The sequence below is a fragment of the Agrococcus citreus genome (assembly GCF_039527715.1).
GTDB classification, from domain to species: Bacteria; Actinomycetota; Actinomycetes; order Actinomycetales; family Microbacteriaceae; genus Agrococcus; species Agrococcus citreus.
In genome coordinates this window covers 523,398-538,877 of record NZ_BAAAKK010000001.1, presented here as the reverse complement: position 1 = coordinate 538,877, position 15,480 = coordinate 523,398, and the positions used below count along the sequence as shown (strand labels likewise).

13 protein-coding genes are annotated in these 15,480 nt (G+C 72.7%); all 13 read right to left on the bottom strand.

Features of this window, described 5'->3' with window-relative positions:
- Window positions 1-57: 57 nt before the first annotated feature.
- Window positions 58-414, bottom strand: a complete 357-nt coding sequence (locus ABD106_RS02620; protein ID WP_343917003.1) for an RNA polymerase-binding protein RbpA — start codon at window positions 412-414, stop codon at window positions 58-60.
- The gene (gene secG / locus ABD106_RS02615; RefSeq protein ID WP_343917001.1) at window positions 414-662 is read right to left on the bottom strand and encodes a preprotein translocase subunit SecG; all 249 of its coding nucleotides are present in this window, start codon (window positions 660-662) and stop codon (window positions 414-416) included. The genes ABD106_RS02620 and secG overlap by 1 nt, the downstream gene beginning before the upstream one ends.
- 127 nt (window positions 663-789) lie before the next feature.
- The gene (tpiA, locus tag ABD106_RS02610) at window positions 790-1,578 is read right to left on the bottom strand and encodes a triose-phosphate isomerase (RefSeq protein WP_343916999.1); all 789 of its coding nucleotides are present in this window, start codon (window positions 1,576-1,578) and stop codon (window positions 790-792) included.
- Entirely contained in the window at window positions 1,575-2,795 is a 1,221-nt protein-coding gene (locus ABD106_RS02605) for a phosphoglycerate kinase (RefSeq protein ID WP_343916997.1), read from the bottom strand. The genes tpiA and ABD106_RS02605 overlap by 4 nt, the downstream gene beginning before the upstream one ends.
- Before the next feature lie 5 nt (window positions 2,796-2,800).
- Window positions 2,801-3,808, bottom strand: coding sequence for a type I glyceraldehyde-3-phosphate dehydrogenase (gene gap / locus ABD106_RS02600; RefSeq protein WP_343916995.1), 1,008 nt, complete (start codon window positions 3,806-3,808; stop codon window positions 2,801-2,803).
- Window positions 3,809-3,887: 79 nt separating this feature from the next.
- Complete coding sequence (locus ABD106_RS02595) at window positions 3,888-4,511, bottom strand: superoxide dismutase (RefSeq protein ID WP_343916993.1); 624 nt, start codon at window positions 4,509-4,511, stop codon at window positions 3,888-3,890.
- Window positions 4,512-4,598: 87 nt separating this feature from the next.
- On the bottom strand, window positions 4,599-5,576 hold the full coding sequence (whiA, locus tag ABD106_RS02590) for a DNA-binding protein WhiA (RefSeq protein ID WP_343916991.1): 978 nt from the start codon (window positions 5,574-5,576) through the stop codon (window positions 4,599-4,601).
- A gap of 14 nt (window positions 5,577-5,590) precedes the next feature.
- Window positions 5,591-6,454, bottom strand: a complete 864-nt coding sequence (rapZ, locus tag ABD106_RS02585; protein ID WP_343916989.1) for an RNase adapter RapZ — start codon at window positions 6,452-6,454, stop codon at window positions 5,591-5,593.
- The gene (gene uvrC, locus ABD106_RS02580) at window positions 6,451-8,433 is read right to left on the bottom strand and encodes an excinuclease ABC subunit UvrC (protein ID WP_343916987.1); all 1,983 of its coding nucleotides are present in this window, start codon (window positions 8,431-8,433) and stop codon (window positions 6,451-6,453) included. The genes rapZ and uvrC overlap by 4 nt, the downstream gene beginning before the upstream one ends.
- Complete coding sequence (gene uvrA, locus ABD106_RS02575; protein ID WP_343916983.1) at window positions 8,430-11,318, bottom strand: excinuclease ABC subunit UvrA; 2,889 nt, start codon at window positions 11,316-11,318, stop codon at window positions 8,430-8,432. Before uvrA ends, uvrC begins: the two co-directional genes overlap by 4 nt.
- 53 nt (window positions 11,319-11,371) lie before the next feature.
- Window positions 11,372-13,093, bottom strand: a complete 1,722-nt coding sequence (locus tag ABD106_RS02570; protein WP_343916981.1) for an acetyl/propionyl/methylcrotonyl-CoA carboxylase subunit alpha — start codon at window positions 13,091-13,093, stop codon at window positions 11,372-11,374.
- On the bottom strand, window positions 13,078-14,676 hold the full coding sequence (locus tag ABD106_RS02565) for a 5-oxoprolinase subunit B/C family protein (RefSeq protein WP_343916979.1): 1,599 nt from the start codon (window positions 14,674-14,676) through the stop codon (window positions 13,078-13,080). Before ABD106_RS02565 ends, ABD106_RS02570 begins: the two co-directional genes overlap by 16 nt.
- Window positions 14,673-15,473, bottom strand: a complete 801-nt coding sequence (locus ABD106_RS02560; protein WP_343916977.1) for a putative hydro-lyase — start codon at window positions 15,471-15,473, stop codon at window positions 14,673-14,675. Before ABD106_RS02560 ends, ABD106_RS02565 begins: the two co-directional genes overlap by 4 nt.
- Window positions 15,474-15,480 lie beyond the last annotated feature (7 nt).

Here is a 15,480-nt window from a genome sequence, read left to right as displayed (position 1 = left end):
TCTCGAAAGAGGGCGGCCGCTTCGTCGTTCGAAGAGCTGAGTCGGCTACGGCGTGGGTCAGCCACGGCCTTCCGCGGCGCGGAGCTTCTGCAGCGCCTCGTCGAGGAGCTGCACCGCCTCCTCGGGGGTGCGGCGCTCCTTCACGTACGCGAGGTGCGTCTTGTAGGGCTCGTTCTTCGCCACCTGGGGCGGGTTCTCCTTGTCGCGACCCGCGGGCAGGCCGGTCGACGGGGAGTCGATCACCTCGGGGATCTCGTCCTCGGGGAGGTCGGCCGCGAAGTAGCGGACCGTCTCGTTGCCCATCGCGTCCCAGTAGGAGACCGCCACGCGCTCGGCGTGGAAGCCCCGGTCCTGCTCGCCCATGGGGCCCGCGCCGACGCGGGAGCCACGGATCGCACTGCCGCCAGAAGCCATCAGATACCTGCAAACTTGGTGATGAGGCCGAGCACGACGATCGCGGAGAGCCATGCGAGGCTCACGACGACCGTGATCGTGTTGAGGTTGCGCTCCGCGACGCCGGACGAGCCGAGCGACCCGCCGACACCGCCGCCGAACATGTCGGACAGGCCGCCGCCGCGACCCTTGTGCAGCAGGATGAACAGCGTCAGCAGCACGGATGTGACGCCGAGGATCACCTGCATGATGATCTGGAGAATCTCCACTAGCCCTCTTCTCAATTCTTCGGCGATGGCCGAATGCACGGCCCGGGTCGCTCCCCGGGGCGTGTGAAGTCCAAGGAGCATCCTATCGCAGCGATGCTCGCAGGGGTGCTCCGGTCTCGCGAGCCGCTCAGGTGCCGACGTGCTGCTGGAATCGGCTGATCGCCGCGAACTCCGTCGCGTCGAGGCTCGCGCCGCCGACGAGCGCGCCGTCGACGTCCGGCTCGCGCATGAAGCCCGCGATGTTGCCCGACTTGACGCTGCCGCCGTAGAGGATGCGCGTCGCCGCCGCCGCCTCGTCGCCGCGCACCTCGGCGACGACCTGGCGGAGCGCCTGGCACACCTGCTGCGCCTGGTCGGCGGTCGCGGCCTTGCCGGAGCCGATCGCCCAGACGGGCTCGTAGGCGACGACGATCTCGCCCGTCGCGGGCAGCTCGGCGAGCACGTCGCGCAGCTGCTGCACCGGCACCGCGGAGGCGCCGTGCTGCTCGAGGTCGTCGGCCGTCTCCCCCACGCAGACGATCGGGACGATGCCATGGCGGAGCGCCGCGGCGGCCTTGCGGCCGACGATCGCGTCAGACTCCGCGTGGTCCTGCCGGCGCTCGGAGTGCCCGACGATGACGTAGGAGCACTCGAGCTTCGCGAGCATCGACGCTGAGATCTCGCCCGTGTGGGCGCCGGACTCGTGCTCCGAGACGTCCTGCGCGCCGAAGCGCAGCTCGAAGCGCTCCGCCGAGATGAGCGTCTGCACGCTCCGCAGGTCGGTGAAGGGCGGGAAGACCGCCACCTCGACCGCGGCGTGGTCGTGCTTGCCGTCCTGCAGCGTCCACGCGAGCTTCTGCACGAGCGCGATGGCCTGCAGGTGATCGAGGTTCAGCTTCCAGTTGCCCGCGATGAGCGGTGTGCGGTTCGCCATCATCGTCCTTCCCATCCGAGTGCCTCGAGGCCGGGCAGGCTCGCGCCCTCGAGGAACTCGAGGCTCGCGCCGCCGCCGGTCGAGATGTGGCCGAAGTCGGTGTCGTCGAAGCCGAGCTGGCGCACCGCGGCCGCGGAGTCGCCGCCGCCGACGACGGCGAGGCCCTCGGTCTCGGTGAGCGCCTGCGCGATCGCCTTCGTGCCGTGCGCGAACGCGGGCATCTCGAACACGCCCATCGGCCCGTTCCAGAAGACGGTGCGCGACCCGCGGATGGCGTCCGCGAACGCGGCCGCCGACTCGGGGCCGATGTCGAGGCCGATGCCGGCGTCGCCGAAGCGCGAGCCGCCGATCGCGTCGGCCGCGACCGTCTCGTGCTCCGCGTCCTTGTCGAACGCGGCGGCGACCACGACATCCGTCGGCAGCAGCAGCTCGATGCCGCGCTGCTCGGCGTCGGCGATGTACTCGCGCACGCGGTCGAGCTGGTCGGCCTCGAGCAGGCTCGACGCCACCTCGTGCCCTTGCGCCTTCAGGAACGTGAAGAGCATGCCGCCGCCGATGAGCAGCCGGTCGACGCGCGGCAGCAGGTGCTCGATGACGCCGAGCTTGTCGCTGACCTTCGAGCCGCCGAGCACGACCGCGTACGGCCGCTCGGGCGTCTCGGTGAGGCGCGACAGCACCTCGAGCTCGCGCTCGACGAGCAGGCCGGCGGCGCTCGGGAGCGCCCCCGCGAGCTCGACGACGCTCGCCTGGGCGCGGTGCACGACGCCGAAGCCGTCGGAGACGAACGCGTCGGCCCCGGCGGCGAGCTCGGCGGCGAACGTCGCTCGCTCCTCGTCGTCCTTGCTGGTCTCTCGAGGATCGAAGCGCAGGTTCTCGAGCAGCGCGAGCTGCCCGTCCTGCAGGGCGATCCGCACGCGCTGCGCCTCCTCGCCGACCGTGTCGGTCGCGAACGCGACCTCGGTGCCGAGGAGCTCGCCGAGCCGCGCGGCGACCGGCGCCAGCGAGTACTGCGCCTCGGGCGCGCCCTTCGGGCGGCCGAGGTGCGAGATCGCGACCACCTTCGCGCCCTGCTCGAGCAGGGCGCGGAGGGTGGGCAGCGACGCGACGATGCGGCCCTCGTCAGTGATCTTCCCGTCCTGCAGCGGCACGTTGAAGTCGCAGCGGATGAGTACGGTCCGGCCGGAGAGGTCGCCGAGGGCGTCGAGCGTGCGGATCGCCATGCGGATCAGAGCTTCGAGCCCACGAGCGCGGCGAGGTCGACGAGGCGGCAGGAGTAGCCCCACTCGTTGTCGTACCAGCTCGAGATCTTCACCTGGTCGCCCATCACCTTCGTGAGGCCGGAGTCGAAGATCGACGAGAACGGGTTGCCGACGATGTCGGCCGAGACGATCGGCTCGTCGGTGTACTGCAGGTAGCCCTTGAGCGGTCCCGACTCGGCGGCCGCGCGGTAGGCCGCGTTGACCTCCTCGACCGTCAGGCCGTCGCGCGTCTGCACCGTGAGGTCGGTGATCGAGCCGGTCGGCACCGGCACGCGCAGGGCGTAGCCGTCGAGCAGGCCGTTCAGCTCCGGCAGCACGAGGCCGATGGCCTTCGCCGCTCCGGTCGAGGTCGGGATGATCGACAGGGCCGCCGCGCGTGCGCGGCGGAGGTCGCTGTGGGGGCCGTCCTGGAGGTTCTGGTCGGCCGTGTAGGCGTGGATCGTCGTCATGAGGCCGCGCTCGATGCCGAACGACTCGTGGAAGACCTTGGCGAGCGGCGCGAGGCAGTTCGTCGTGCACGAGGCGTTCGAGATGACGTGGTCGGTCTCGGGGTCGTACTGCTCGTGGTTGACGCCCATCACGAACGTGGGGGCGGGGCCCTTCGCGGGTGCCGAGAGGATGACCTTCTTCGCGCCGGCGGTGAGGTGCGCCGAGGCGTCCTCGACCTTGGTGAAGCGGCCGGTCGACTCGATCACGACGTCGACGCCGAGGTCGCCCCACGGCAGCTTCGCGGGATCCTTCTCGGCGAAGGCGCGGAACTCGTCGTCGCCGACGTGGATCGAGCCGTCGTCGGAGCCGACCTCGGCGCCGAGGACGCCGGCGACCGAGTCGTACTTCAGCAGGTGGGCGAGGGTCTTGTTGTCGGTGAGATCGTTGACCGCGACGATGTCGATGTCAGCGCCCTGGGCAAGCGCTGCACGGACGAAGTTGCGGCCGATGCGGCCGAAGCCGTTGATGGCGACCTTCAGAGTCATGGTGCGTATTCCTGACGTTCGGGGTGGAAGGGCCCCGGGCGCGGTGCCCGGGGCCCCGGTCACATGGTGACGATGGGGGTCAGCGGAGGATGAGACCTGAGGTCTGCGCCTTCGCCGCGTCGAAGCGGGCCTGCGCGTCCTGCCAGTTGACGATGTTCCAGAACGCCTTGACGTAGTCCGCCTTGACGTTGAGGTAGTCGAGGTAGAACGCGTGCTCCCACATGTCGAGCATGAGGATGGGGTGCGTGCCGACGGGGATGTTGCCCTGCTGGTCGAACAGCTGGAAGATGTTCAGCCGCGAGCCGACCGAGTCCCACGCGAGCACGGACCAGCCGGAGCCCTGGATGGCCGTGGCGTTCTGGCTGAAGTGGCTCTGGAACTTGCCGAAGCCGCCGAAGAACTCGCCGATCGCTGCCTGCAGCTCGCCCTCGGGCTCGCCACCGCCGTCGCCCGACAGGTTGTTCCAGAAGACCGTGTGGTTCGCGTGCCCGCCGAGGTGGAACGCGAGGTCCTTCTCGAGCTTGTTGATCGCGCCGAAGTCGTCCGCGTCGCGCGCGGCCTCGAGCTTCTCGAGCGCCGTGTTCGCACCGTCGACGTAGGTCTTGTGGTGCTTGTCGTGGTGGAGCTCCATGATCTTCGCGGAGATGTGGGGCTCGAGCGCCGCGTAGTCGTACGGGAGCTCAGGAAGGGTGTAGACGGCCATGGCTGGCTCTCCTCTCTGGCGCGGAGGACGCGCCGGTGGGTCGTTCCGATCCTAGCCACCGGCGCTGAGCGGCGGGCGGGCCGCTCCTCACACGTCGATGTCGTCGGGGACCGCGGCCTCGGTGTCGGGGATGCCCTGGTCCTGTGCCGCGCGGTCCGCCATCGCGAGCAGGCGGCGGATGCGCCCGGCCACGGCGTCCTTCGTCATCGCCGGGCTCGCGAGGTGACCGAGCTCGTCGAGGCTCGCGTCGCGGTGCTCGAGCCGCAGCCGGCCGGCGTACGCGAGATGCTCCGGCACCTCCGGGCCGAGGATCTCGAGCGCTCGCTCGATGCGGGCGCTCGCCGCGACCGCCGCCTGGGCGCTGCGCCGCAGGTTCGCGTCGTCGAAGTTCACGAGCCGGTTGGCGGTCGCCCGCACCTCGCGGCGCTGCCGCAGCTCGGCCCACGCCTGCACGGTCTCGTGCGCGCCCATGGTCGTGAGCATGCGCGAGATGGGCTCGCCCTCGCGGATCACCACGCGGTGCGCGCCGCGCACCTCGCGCGACTTCGCGGGCACGCCGAGCCGGCCGGCGGCACCGACGAGCGCCATCGCCGCCTCGTTGCCGGGGCACGCGACCTCGAGCGCCGCCGAGCGGCCGGGATCGGAGAGCGTGCCCTGCGCGAGGAAGGCGCCGCGCCAGATGCCGGCGAGGTCCTCGAGCGAGCCCGTCGTGACCTTGTTCGGGAGGCCGCGCACGGGCCGTCGCCGCGCATCCATGAGGCCGGTCTGCCGGGCGAGCGTCTCGCCCTCGGCGATGACGCGCACGAGGTAGGCGCCGCTCGTGCGGTTCGACGACGAGGAGATCTTCGCGATCTCGGCGCGCACGCCGTAGAGCTCGAGGATGCTCCGCGCCAGTCGCCGCGCGACCGCGGCGGAGTCGAGCTCGCTCTCGACCGCCACGCGGCTCGAGATCACGTGGAGGCCGCCGGCGAAGCGCAGCAGCGTCGCGACCTCCGCCGCCTTCGTCTGGGGGCGCGTCACACGCACCCGCGCGAGCTCCTCCTTGACGTCGTCGGTGAGTGTCACGCCGGCTCCTCTCGTCATTCGCGCCCCAGGTCTCGGTGCTTCACGGCGACCCGCAGGCCGGGTCGGCCCGAGAGGCGCTTGCCCAGGTGCTCGGCCATCGCGACCGAGCGGTGCTTGCCGCCCGTGCAGCCGACGCCGAGCACGGCGTGCAGCTTGTTCTCGCGGGCGAAGCCCTCGAGCACGGGGCTGAGCGCCTCGAGGTAGCGGTCGGCGAACTCCGCCGCGCCGCGCTGCTCGAGCACGTAGTCGGACACGACGGATTCGGTGCCGTCGTGGCCGCGCAGCTCCGGCACCCAGAACGGGTTGGGCAGGAAGCGCATGTCGGCGATGAGGTCGGCGTCGACCGGCACCCCGTACTTGAAGCCGAAGCTCATGACCGTGAGCGTCACCTCGAGCTCGCCGCCGGGCGCGAAGCGCTCCCCCACCCGGGTGGTCAGCTGGTGCGGGTTGAGCCCGGTCGTGTCGAGCAGGTCGTCGGCCATGCCGCGCAGCGGCTCGAGCCGCGTGCGCTCGGTGCGGATGCCGTCGAGGATCGTGCCGTCGCCCTGCAGCGGATGCGGGCGGCGCACCTGCTCGTAGCGGCGCACGAGCTCGGCGTCGCTCGCCTCGAGGAAGAGCACGCGCACGCTCTGCTCGTTGCGGAGCATCTCGACGAAGCGCTTCGCGTCGTCGAAGAGCGCACCGCCGCGCACGTCGACGACGATCGCGAGCTTCGGCTCGGTCGAGGCGCCAGCGCCCGCGGTGCGGACGAGCGCGCGCAGCATGGTCGGCGGGAGGTTGTCGACGACGAACCAGCCGAGATCCTCGAGCGCGTTCGCGACCGTCGTCCTCCCTGCGCCGGACATGCCGGTGATGATGACGATCTCTCTGGCGTTCACGCTTCCGATTCCTGTCGCTGGGCTGCTCCCTCCATCGTATCGGCACCGCTCGGCCCCGAGCCCAGGGCTCGTGCGATCGCCTCGGCGAGCGCGGGACCGACGCCGGCGACCTCGCGGAGCTGCTCGGCGCTCGCCTCGCGCACGCGCTTCGCCGACCCGAAGTGCTTGAGCAGCGCGCGCACGCGGTTGGGGCCGAGGCCGGGGATGCCGCTCAGCTGCGACTCGATCGCGCTCGAGCGCTTCTGCCGCTGGTAGCTGATCGCGACGCGGTGCGCCTCGTCGCGGAGCCGCTGCACGAGGTACAGCGCCTCGCTCGAGCGGGGCAGGATCACCGGGAACTCCTCTCCGGGCAGCCACAGCTCCTCGAGCCGCTTCGCGATGCCCGCGAGGGCGATGCCGCGCACGCCGGCGTCGTCGAGGGCGCGCTGCGCCGCCTGCACCTGCGGCTTGCCGCCGTCGACGAGCAGCAGCTGCGGCGCGTACGCGAAGCGCGAGCCGGTGTCGTCGGGATCGCCCTCGACGAGGTACCGCGCCCGCCGGGTCATGACCTGGAAGATCGAGTCGGTGTCGTCGGTCGTCTGCGCGATCGCGAACCGGCGGTACTGGTCCTTGCGCGGCAGCCCGTCCTCGAACACGACCATCGAGGCGACGACGCCCGTGCCGCCGAGGTGCGAGACGTCGAAGCACTCGATGCGCAGCGGCGCCTCGGTCATGCCGAGCGCCTCCTGCAGGTCGGCGAGCGCTTGCGTGCGCGTGACGTAGTCGCTCGTGCGCTTCGTGCGCGACACCTGCAGCGCGTGCGCGGCGTTCACCGCCGCCGAGTCGGCGAGCCGGCGCTTCTCGCCGCGCTGCGGCACGCGCACCGCGACGCGGCCGCCGAGGCCGTGGTCGGCGCGCCGATCGGTGAGCCAGGCCTCGACCTCGGGCACGGCGTCGGGCTGCTTCGGCAGCAGCACCTCGCGCGCCGGCGGGTCGCCCCCGTCGTACGCGATGCGCAGCACCTGGGTGGCGAGCTCGCCGTCGGTGAGGTCGATCTCGGTGTCGACGACCCACGACTTCGTGCCGCGGATGCGTCCGCCGCGCACCGCGAACAGGTGCACGGCCGCGCTCAGCTCGTCGTGGACGAGGCCGAACACGTCGGCGTCGACCCCGTCGGCGAGCACGACGCTCGTGCGCGAGAGCACCGTCTCGAGCGCGGCGAGCTGGTCGCGCAGTCGCGCGGCGCGCTCGAACTCGAGCCGCGCGCTCGCGCGCTGCATCTGCTCGCGCACGCGGTCGACGAAGTCCTGGTCGCCGCCGTTCATGAACGTGACGAGGTCGTTCGCCGTCGCGCGGTGCTCCTCGTGCGTGACGCGGCCGACGCACGGCGCCGAGCACTTGCCGATGTCGCCGAGCAGGCACGGCCTGCCGGTGCGCTCCGCGCGGTCGTAGATCGACTGGCTGCACGAGCGCATCGGGAAGGCCTTGAGCAGCAGGTCGAGCGTCTCGCGGATGGCCCACACCTTCGTGTACGGCCCGAAGTAGCGCGCGCCGCGCATGCCGCGGTTGCGCGTGATGAGCGCTCGCGGCACGTCGTCGCCCATCGTCACCGCGAGGTACGGGTACGACTTGTCGTCGCGGAACTGCACGTTGAACGGCGGCTCGAACTCCTTGATCCAGGTGAACTCGAGCTGGAGCGCCTCGTACTCGGTCGCGACGATCGTCCACTCGACGCGCACGGCCGTGAGCACCATCCGTCGGGTGCGCTCGTGCAGCGCCTCGAGCGGCTGGAAGTAGTTCGAGAGCCGCTGGCGCAGGTTCTTGGCCTTGCCGACGTAGAGCACGCGCTCGTGCTCGTCGCGGAACCGGTAGACGCCGGGAGCGGTCGGGATGGTGCCCGGCGCCGGCTTGTACGCGACGGTCCGTGACGGCCGCGGCTTCGGTGCCCCGGTCACGGCCGGTCGCGAGGAGCCCTCGTGCGACGCGCCGTCGCCGCTCATCGCGCGACCGCGCCCAGCATCTCCTTCAGGAATCCGCCCGTGTAGCTCTCCGCGACCTCCGCCACCTCCTCCGGGGTGCCGGTCGCGACGATCGTGCCGCCGCCGGAGCCGCCCTCGGGGCCCAGGTCGATGACCCAGTCCGCCGACTTGATGACGTCGAGCGAGTGCTCGATCGTCAGCACGGTGTTGCCCTTCTCGACGAGGCCGTCGAGCACTTCGAGCAGCTTGCGCACGTCGTCGAAGTGCAGGCCGGTCGTGGGCTCGTCGAGCACGTAGATCGCGCGGCCCGAGGTGCGGCGCTGGAGCTCCGTCGCGAGCTTCACGCGCTGCGCCTCGCCGCCGGAGAGCGTCGTCGCGGCCTGGCCGAGCCGCACGTAGCCGAGGCCGACGTCGACGAGCGTCTTGAGGTACCGGTGGATCGACGAGATGGGGGCGAAGAACTCGGCCGCCTCCTCGATCGGCATCTGCAGCACCTGCGCGATCGACTTGCCCTTGTAGTGCACCGACAGCGTGTCGCGGTTGTAGCGCGCGCCGTGGCACACCTCGCACTCGACGTAGACGTCGGGCAGGAAGTTCATCTCGATCTTGAGCGTGCCGTCGCCCTGGCACGCCTCGCAGCGCCCGCCCTTGACGTTGAACGAGAACCGGCCCGCGAGGTAGCCGCGGGCCTTCGCCTCGGCGGTGTCGGCGAAGAGGTTGCGGATCTTGTCGAAGACACCCGTGTAGGTCGCGGGGTTCGACCGCGGGGTGCGGCCGATCGGGCCCTGGTCGACGTGGATCACCTTGTCGAGGTGGCCGAGGCCCGTGACGCGCGTGTGCTTCGCGGGCACCTGGCGGGCGCCGTTGAGCGCGTTCGCGAGCACCTTGTGGAGGATGTCGTTCACGAGCGTCGACTTGCCGGAGCCGGAGACGCCCGTGACGGCGACGAAGACGCCGAGCGGGATGTCGACCGAGACGTTCTGCAGGTTGTTCGCGCGCGCTCCCTCGACCCGCAGCATCCGGTCGGGGTCGATCGGCCTGCGCACCGAGGGCGTCGGGATCGTCTCGCGCCCCGAGAGGTAGGCGCCGGTGAGCGACGTCGGGTGCGCGAGAAGGTCCTCGTAGCTGCCGGAGTGCACGACCTCGCCGCCCTGCTCGCCCGCGCCGGGACCGATGTCGACGACCCAGTCGGCCGTGCGGATGGTGTCCTCGTCGTGCTCGACGACGATGAGCGTGTTCCCGAGGTCGCGCAGCGCCTCGAGCGTGCCGATGAGCTTGCGGTTGTCGCGCTGGTGGAGGCCGATCGACGGCTCGTCGAGCACGTAGAGCACGCCCGTGAGGCCCGCGCCGATCTGCGTCGCGAGCCGGATGCGCTGCGCCTCGCCGCCCGAGAGCGTCGCCGCCGCGCGCGAGAGCGACAGGTAGCCGAGGCCGACCCGGATGAGGAAGTCGAGCCGCGCGCGGATCTCGCGCAGCACCGCCGCGGCGATCGTCGACTCGCGCTCGTCGAGCTCGAGGCCGTGCATGAAGGCGTGCGCCTCCTCGAGGCTCAGGTCGGAGACCCGCGCGATCGAGCTGCCGTGCACGAGCACCGCGAGCACCTCGGGGCGCAGTCGCGCGCCGCCGCACTCGGGGCACGGCACCTCGCGCAGGAACTCGCCGTGCTTCGAGCGAACCCAGTCGCTGTCGGCTTCGGCGTGCTTCCGCTGGATGTAGGGCATGACGCCCTCGTAGCCCGAGGCGTAGCGCAGCTGGCGGCCGTAGCGGTTGCGCCACTGCACCATGACGTTGCCCTCGGTGCCGTGCAGGATCACCTGGCGCACGTCGCCGTCGAGCTCGCTCCACGGGGTGTCGAGCGAGAAGCCGAGCTCGCTCGCGAGGCCGCCGAGCAGGCGCTCGAAGTAGGTGTACAGGCCCTTGCCCGACTGCGTCCACGGCAGGATCGCGCCCTCGCGCAGCGACAGCGCCTCGTCGGCGATCACGAGGTCGGGGTCGGCGGCCATGCGGGTGCCGATGCCGGTGCACTCGGGGCACGCGCCGAACGGCGCGTTGAACGAGAACGTGCGCGGCTCGATCTCGGTGAGCGCGACCGGGTGACGGTTCGGGCACGACAGCTTCTCGCTGAAGATGCGGCGACGGTCGTCGGCGTCGTCGTCGAGGTCGACGTAGTCGATCGTGACGAGGCCGTCGGCGAGCCGGAGGCCCGTCTCGAGCGAGTCGGTGAGCCGCGAGAGCATGCCGGGCTCGGCGACCATGCGGTCGACGACGACGGCGATGTCGTGCTTCACCTGCTTCTTGAGCGCGGGCGCGTCGGCGAGCTGCACGAGCTCGCCGTCGATGACGGCGCGCGAGTAGCCGGTCGCGACGAGGTTGCGCAGCAGGTCGGCGAACTCGCCCTTCTTCTGCTGCACGACCGGCGCGAGGATCTGGAAGCGGGTGCGCTCCGGCAGGTCCATGAGCTCGTCGGCGATCTGCTGCACGGTCTGGCGCTGGATGCGCTCGCCGCACACGGGGCAGTGCGGCACGCCGATGCGCGCCCACAGCAGGCGCATGTAGTCGTGCACCTCGGTGATGGTGCCGACCGTCGAGCGCGGGTTGCGGTTCGTCGACTTCTGGTCGATCGACACCGCGGGGCTCAGGCCCTCGATGAAGTCGACGTCGGGCCGGTCGACCTGCCCGAGGAACTGGCGCGCGTACGCCGACAGCGACTCGACGTAGCGGCGCTGACCCTCGGCGAAGATCGTGTCGAACGCGAGCGACGACTTGCCCGATCCCGAGAGGCCGGTGAACACCACGAGCGCGTCGCGCGGGATGCGCAGGTCGACGTCCTTGAGGTTGTGCTCGCGGGCACCGCGGACGTGCAGCTCTGCCGAGCTCGAGGTGGTGGTGGGGATCGTGGATGTCACCTGTCGAGTCTACGAGCGGCCACTGACATGCACCCCGCGCGTTCGCCGTGGGCTCAGCCGGAGATGCGCGCGAGGGTCTCGTCGACCGCGACGCTCGCGCCCTCCTCGACCGCGCGCTCGAGCGTGCCGGCTCGGTGCGCCGCGACCCTCGTCTCCATCTTCATGGCGTCGAGCACGACCACCTCCTGGCCCTCCTCGACCGCGGTGCCGGGCGCGACGAGCCAGCTGACGACGGTGCCGGGCACGGGCGACCGCAGCGCGCCCGCATCCGCCTCGGGCTCCGCGGCCGCGGGTGCGCCGGCGCCGACCCGACCCGCTTCGGCGAGCAGCGCGGCCGGCAGCCCGAGCACGACGCGACGGCCGTCGATCTCGATCGGCACCCGTCGCAGCGCGCTCGCGGGCGACGGCGCGGGCCGCAGCTGCGGCTCGAGGCGCGGCATGAGCTCGGTCTCGATCCACTGGGTCGAGACGGCGAAGCCCTGGGTCGAGAAGTCGGGCTCGTCGAGCAGCGCGAGCGCGAACGGCGCGACCGTGGCGATGCCCTCGACCTCGAGTTCGCCGAGCGCGCGCCGCAGCCGAAGGAGCGCGGCATCGCGGTCGGGCGCGTGGACGATGAGCTTCGCCGCGAGCGAGTCGAAGGCAGCCTCGACCGCATCGCCGACCTCGACGCCGGCGTCCCAGCGCACGCCCGGTCCCGCGGGCACGCGCAGCGCCGTGACGCGACCGGGGCTCGGCAGGAACCCGCGGCCCGGGTCCTCGGCGTTGAGGCGCAGCTCGATCGCGTGGCCGACCGGCGCCGGCGTCGCGCTGATCGACGGGCCGAGGCCCTCGGCGATGCGCAGCTGCTCGCGCACGAGGTCGACGCCCGTGACGGCCTCGGTGACGGGGTGCTCGACCTGCAGCCGCGTGTTCACCTCGAGGAACGAGATGGTGCCGTCGGCCGCGAGCAGGAACTCGACGGTGCCGGCGCCGCGGTAGTCGACGGCGGCGCAGATGTCGCGCGAGGCCTCGTGGATGCGCGCTCGCTGCGCGTCGCTCAGCCCGGGCGCCGGCGCCTCCTCGACGAGCTTCTGGCTGCGCCGCTGCAGCGAGCAGTCGCGGTCGCCGACCACCACGACGCCGCCGCGGCCGTCGCCGAGCACCTGCGCCTCGATGTGGCGCGGCCGCTCGAGGAAGCGCTCGATGAAGCACTCGCCGCGACCGAACGCCGCGACGGCCTCGCGCGTGGCCGAGTGGAACGCATCCGGCACCTCGTCGATCGTGCGGGCGACCTTGAGCCCGCGGCCGCCGCCGCCGAACGCCGCCTTGACGACGACGGGCAGCCCGTGCTCGCGCGCGAACGCGACGGCCTCGTCGGCGTCGGCGAGCGGGCGGTCGGTGCCGGCGGCGAGCGGCGCGCCCGCCTGCTGCGCGATGCGCCGGGCGGTCACCTTGTCGCCGAGCGCGTCGATGCTGTCGGCGCTCGGTCCGATCCAGGTGAGTCCCGCATCCTCGACCGCGCGCGCGAACGCGGCGCTCTCGGAGAGGAAGCCGTAGCCGGGGTGCACGGCGTCGGCGCCGCTCGCGCGGGCGGCCTCGAGCAGCGCGTCGATGCTCAGGTACGTCTCTGCCGCCGTCGAGCCGCCCAGGGCGAACGCCGCGTCGGCGTGCCGCACGTGCATCGCGTCTGCGTCCTGGTCGGCGTAGACGGCGACCGAGCGGTAGCCGGCCTCGGCGCACGCGCGAGCGATGCGCACGGCGATCTCGCCGCGGTTGGCGATCAGGATCGTGTCCACGAGGTCCTTCCGGATGGTGACGATGACGGTGCCGCGACGCGGAACCGGATGCGGGCGCCCGGCGGGAGCTGGCCCGCGAGGTCGAGGTCGCGGTCGACGACCGCGCCGATGATCGGGTAGCCGCCCGTGAGCGGATGGTCGGGCAGGAAGAGCACGGGCTGGCCGTCGGGCGGCACCTGGATGGCGCCGGTGACCGCGCCCTCGCTCTCGAGCTCGCCGGCGCGGGCGCGCTCGAGCGGCACGGCGCCCTCGAGCCGCACGCCCACCCGGTCGGAGCGGGCCGAGACCGTCCACGGCTGGCCCGTGAGGTGCTCGAGCGCGTCGCCGGTGAACCACTCGGTGCGCGGGCCCAGCACGATCTCGAGCACGGTCTCCTCCCCCGCCGTCGGCAGCGGGATGCGCGGTGCGCGCGTGCGCTCGACGGCGGCGATGCCCGCGGCGGGTCCGCGCAGCGGCAGCACGTCGCCCGCGGCGAGCGGCGCTGGGCCGAGGTGGGCGAGCGTGTCGGTCGCGAGGCTCCCGAGCACGGGCTCGAGCGCGATGCCGCCGCGCACGGCGAGCAGCGCCCGCATGCCGTCGCGCACCGCGCCGATGCGCAGCGCGTCGCCGTCGTCGACCGCGATCGCCCGGCCGTGCTCGACCGGTTGCGCCGTCGCGCCCTCGATGGACGCGTCGACGAGCGCGCCGGTCAGGGCGACGACGGCCGCGCCGCGGAAGCGCAGGGTCGCGCCGCCGCCCGCGAGCTCGAGCCCCGCCTCGCCGGGAGCGTTGCCGACGGCGCGGTTCGCCTCGCGGAGCGCCGTGCGGTCGGCGGTGCCCGAGGCCGCGACGCCCTGCGCCGCGAGTCCCGGCCTGCCGAGGTCCTGCACGAGCAGCTGGAGCCCCGGGCGCTCGACCTCGATCGCGTGCTCGGCGAGCACCGGCTCGCGCTCGGCCGGCGCGATGGTCGCGAGCGCTCGCTCAACGCGCTCGAAGCGCACGGTCGCGCCGGGCGCGAGGAGCGCCGGCGGCTGCCGCTCGAGGTCCCACATCGCGGTGTCGGTGCGACCGATGAGCTGCCAGCCGCCCGGGCTCTCCTTCGGGTACACGCCCGAGAAGCGGCCGGCGAGGGCGACCGAGCCGGCGGGGATGCGCGTGCGCGGCGACGAGCGGCGCGGCACGTCGAAGAGCGGGTCGTCGCCGACGAGGTAGCCGAAGCCGGGGGCGAAGCCGGTGAACGCGACCGTCCAGGTCGCCGCCTGGTGGCGGGCGACGAGCTCGTCTGCCGGCACGCCGAGGAGTCGCGCGACCTCGTCGAGGTCCTCGCCGTCGTAGCGCACGGGGATCGTGACGACGTGGTCGCTCGCGGCCGCCGCCTCAGCGGGCTCGACCGCGAGGAGCCGCTCCGCGAGCACGTCGGCCGCGACGAGCGTCGGGTCGAAGCGCACGAGCACGGTGCGCGCGGCGGGCACGAGCTCGGTGACGCCGGGGAGCGCCGCGTCGCGCAGCGCGGGTAGCAGGCGCATCGCCGCGTCGAGGTCGGCGGCCTCGAGCAGCAGCGCGGTGTCGGCCGCGGGCAGCACGCGCGTCGGCGAGCCCGTCACCGGAGGAACTCGGCGTCCGGCACGTCGGTGACGAACATGTGCCCCGGCGCGTGCGTCACCGCGAACGGCGGGCGCGACGCCATGATCGCGGCCTGCGGCGTCACGCCGCACGCCCAGAACACGGGCACGTCGCCGTCCTGCAGCGCGGGCGGGTCGCCGAAGTCGGGCGCGTCGAGGTCGGCGATGCCGAGCGACGAGGGATCGCCGACGTGCACGGGCGCGCCGTGCACGGCCGGGTAGCGGCCCGAGATGCCGACCGCGTCGGCGACCCTCCCCGCCGGGATGGGCCGCATCGAGACCACGAGCTCGCCGCCGAGCCGCCCGGCGCTCGCGCACGCGGTGCTCGTGCGGTACATCGGCACGTTGCGCCCCGCCTCCCGGTGGCGGATGGGGATGCCCGCGTCGACGAGCCCCGCCTCGAACGTGAACGAGCAGCCGATGAGGAACGAGACGAGGTCGGGATGCTCGACCCACGCGGCGCTCGCGTCGGCCGTCTCCTCGGCGAGCTCGCCGTCTCGCCAGATGCGGTACGCGGGGATGTCGGTGCGGACGTCGCTCCCCGGCGCGAGCCGCGACTCGACGCGCCCCGCCTCGAGCACCTCGAGCACGGGCATCGGCTTCGGGTTGCGCTGCGCGAACAGCAGCGTCTCGAACGCCCAGTCGGCGGGCACGGCGATGAGGTTCGCCTGCACGAGGCCGTGCGCGACGCCGCTCGTGGGCACGACGGTGCCCGCGCGGTAGGAGGCGCGCGCCTCGCGCGCCTCGGCGAGCTGCGCCGCAGTCGCGCTGGCCCTCATCCCCCTG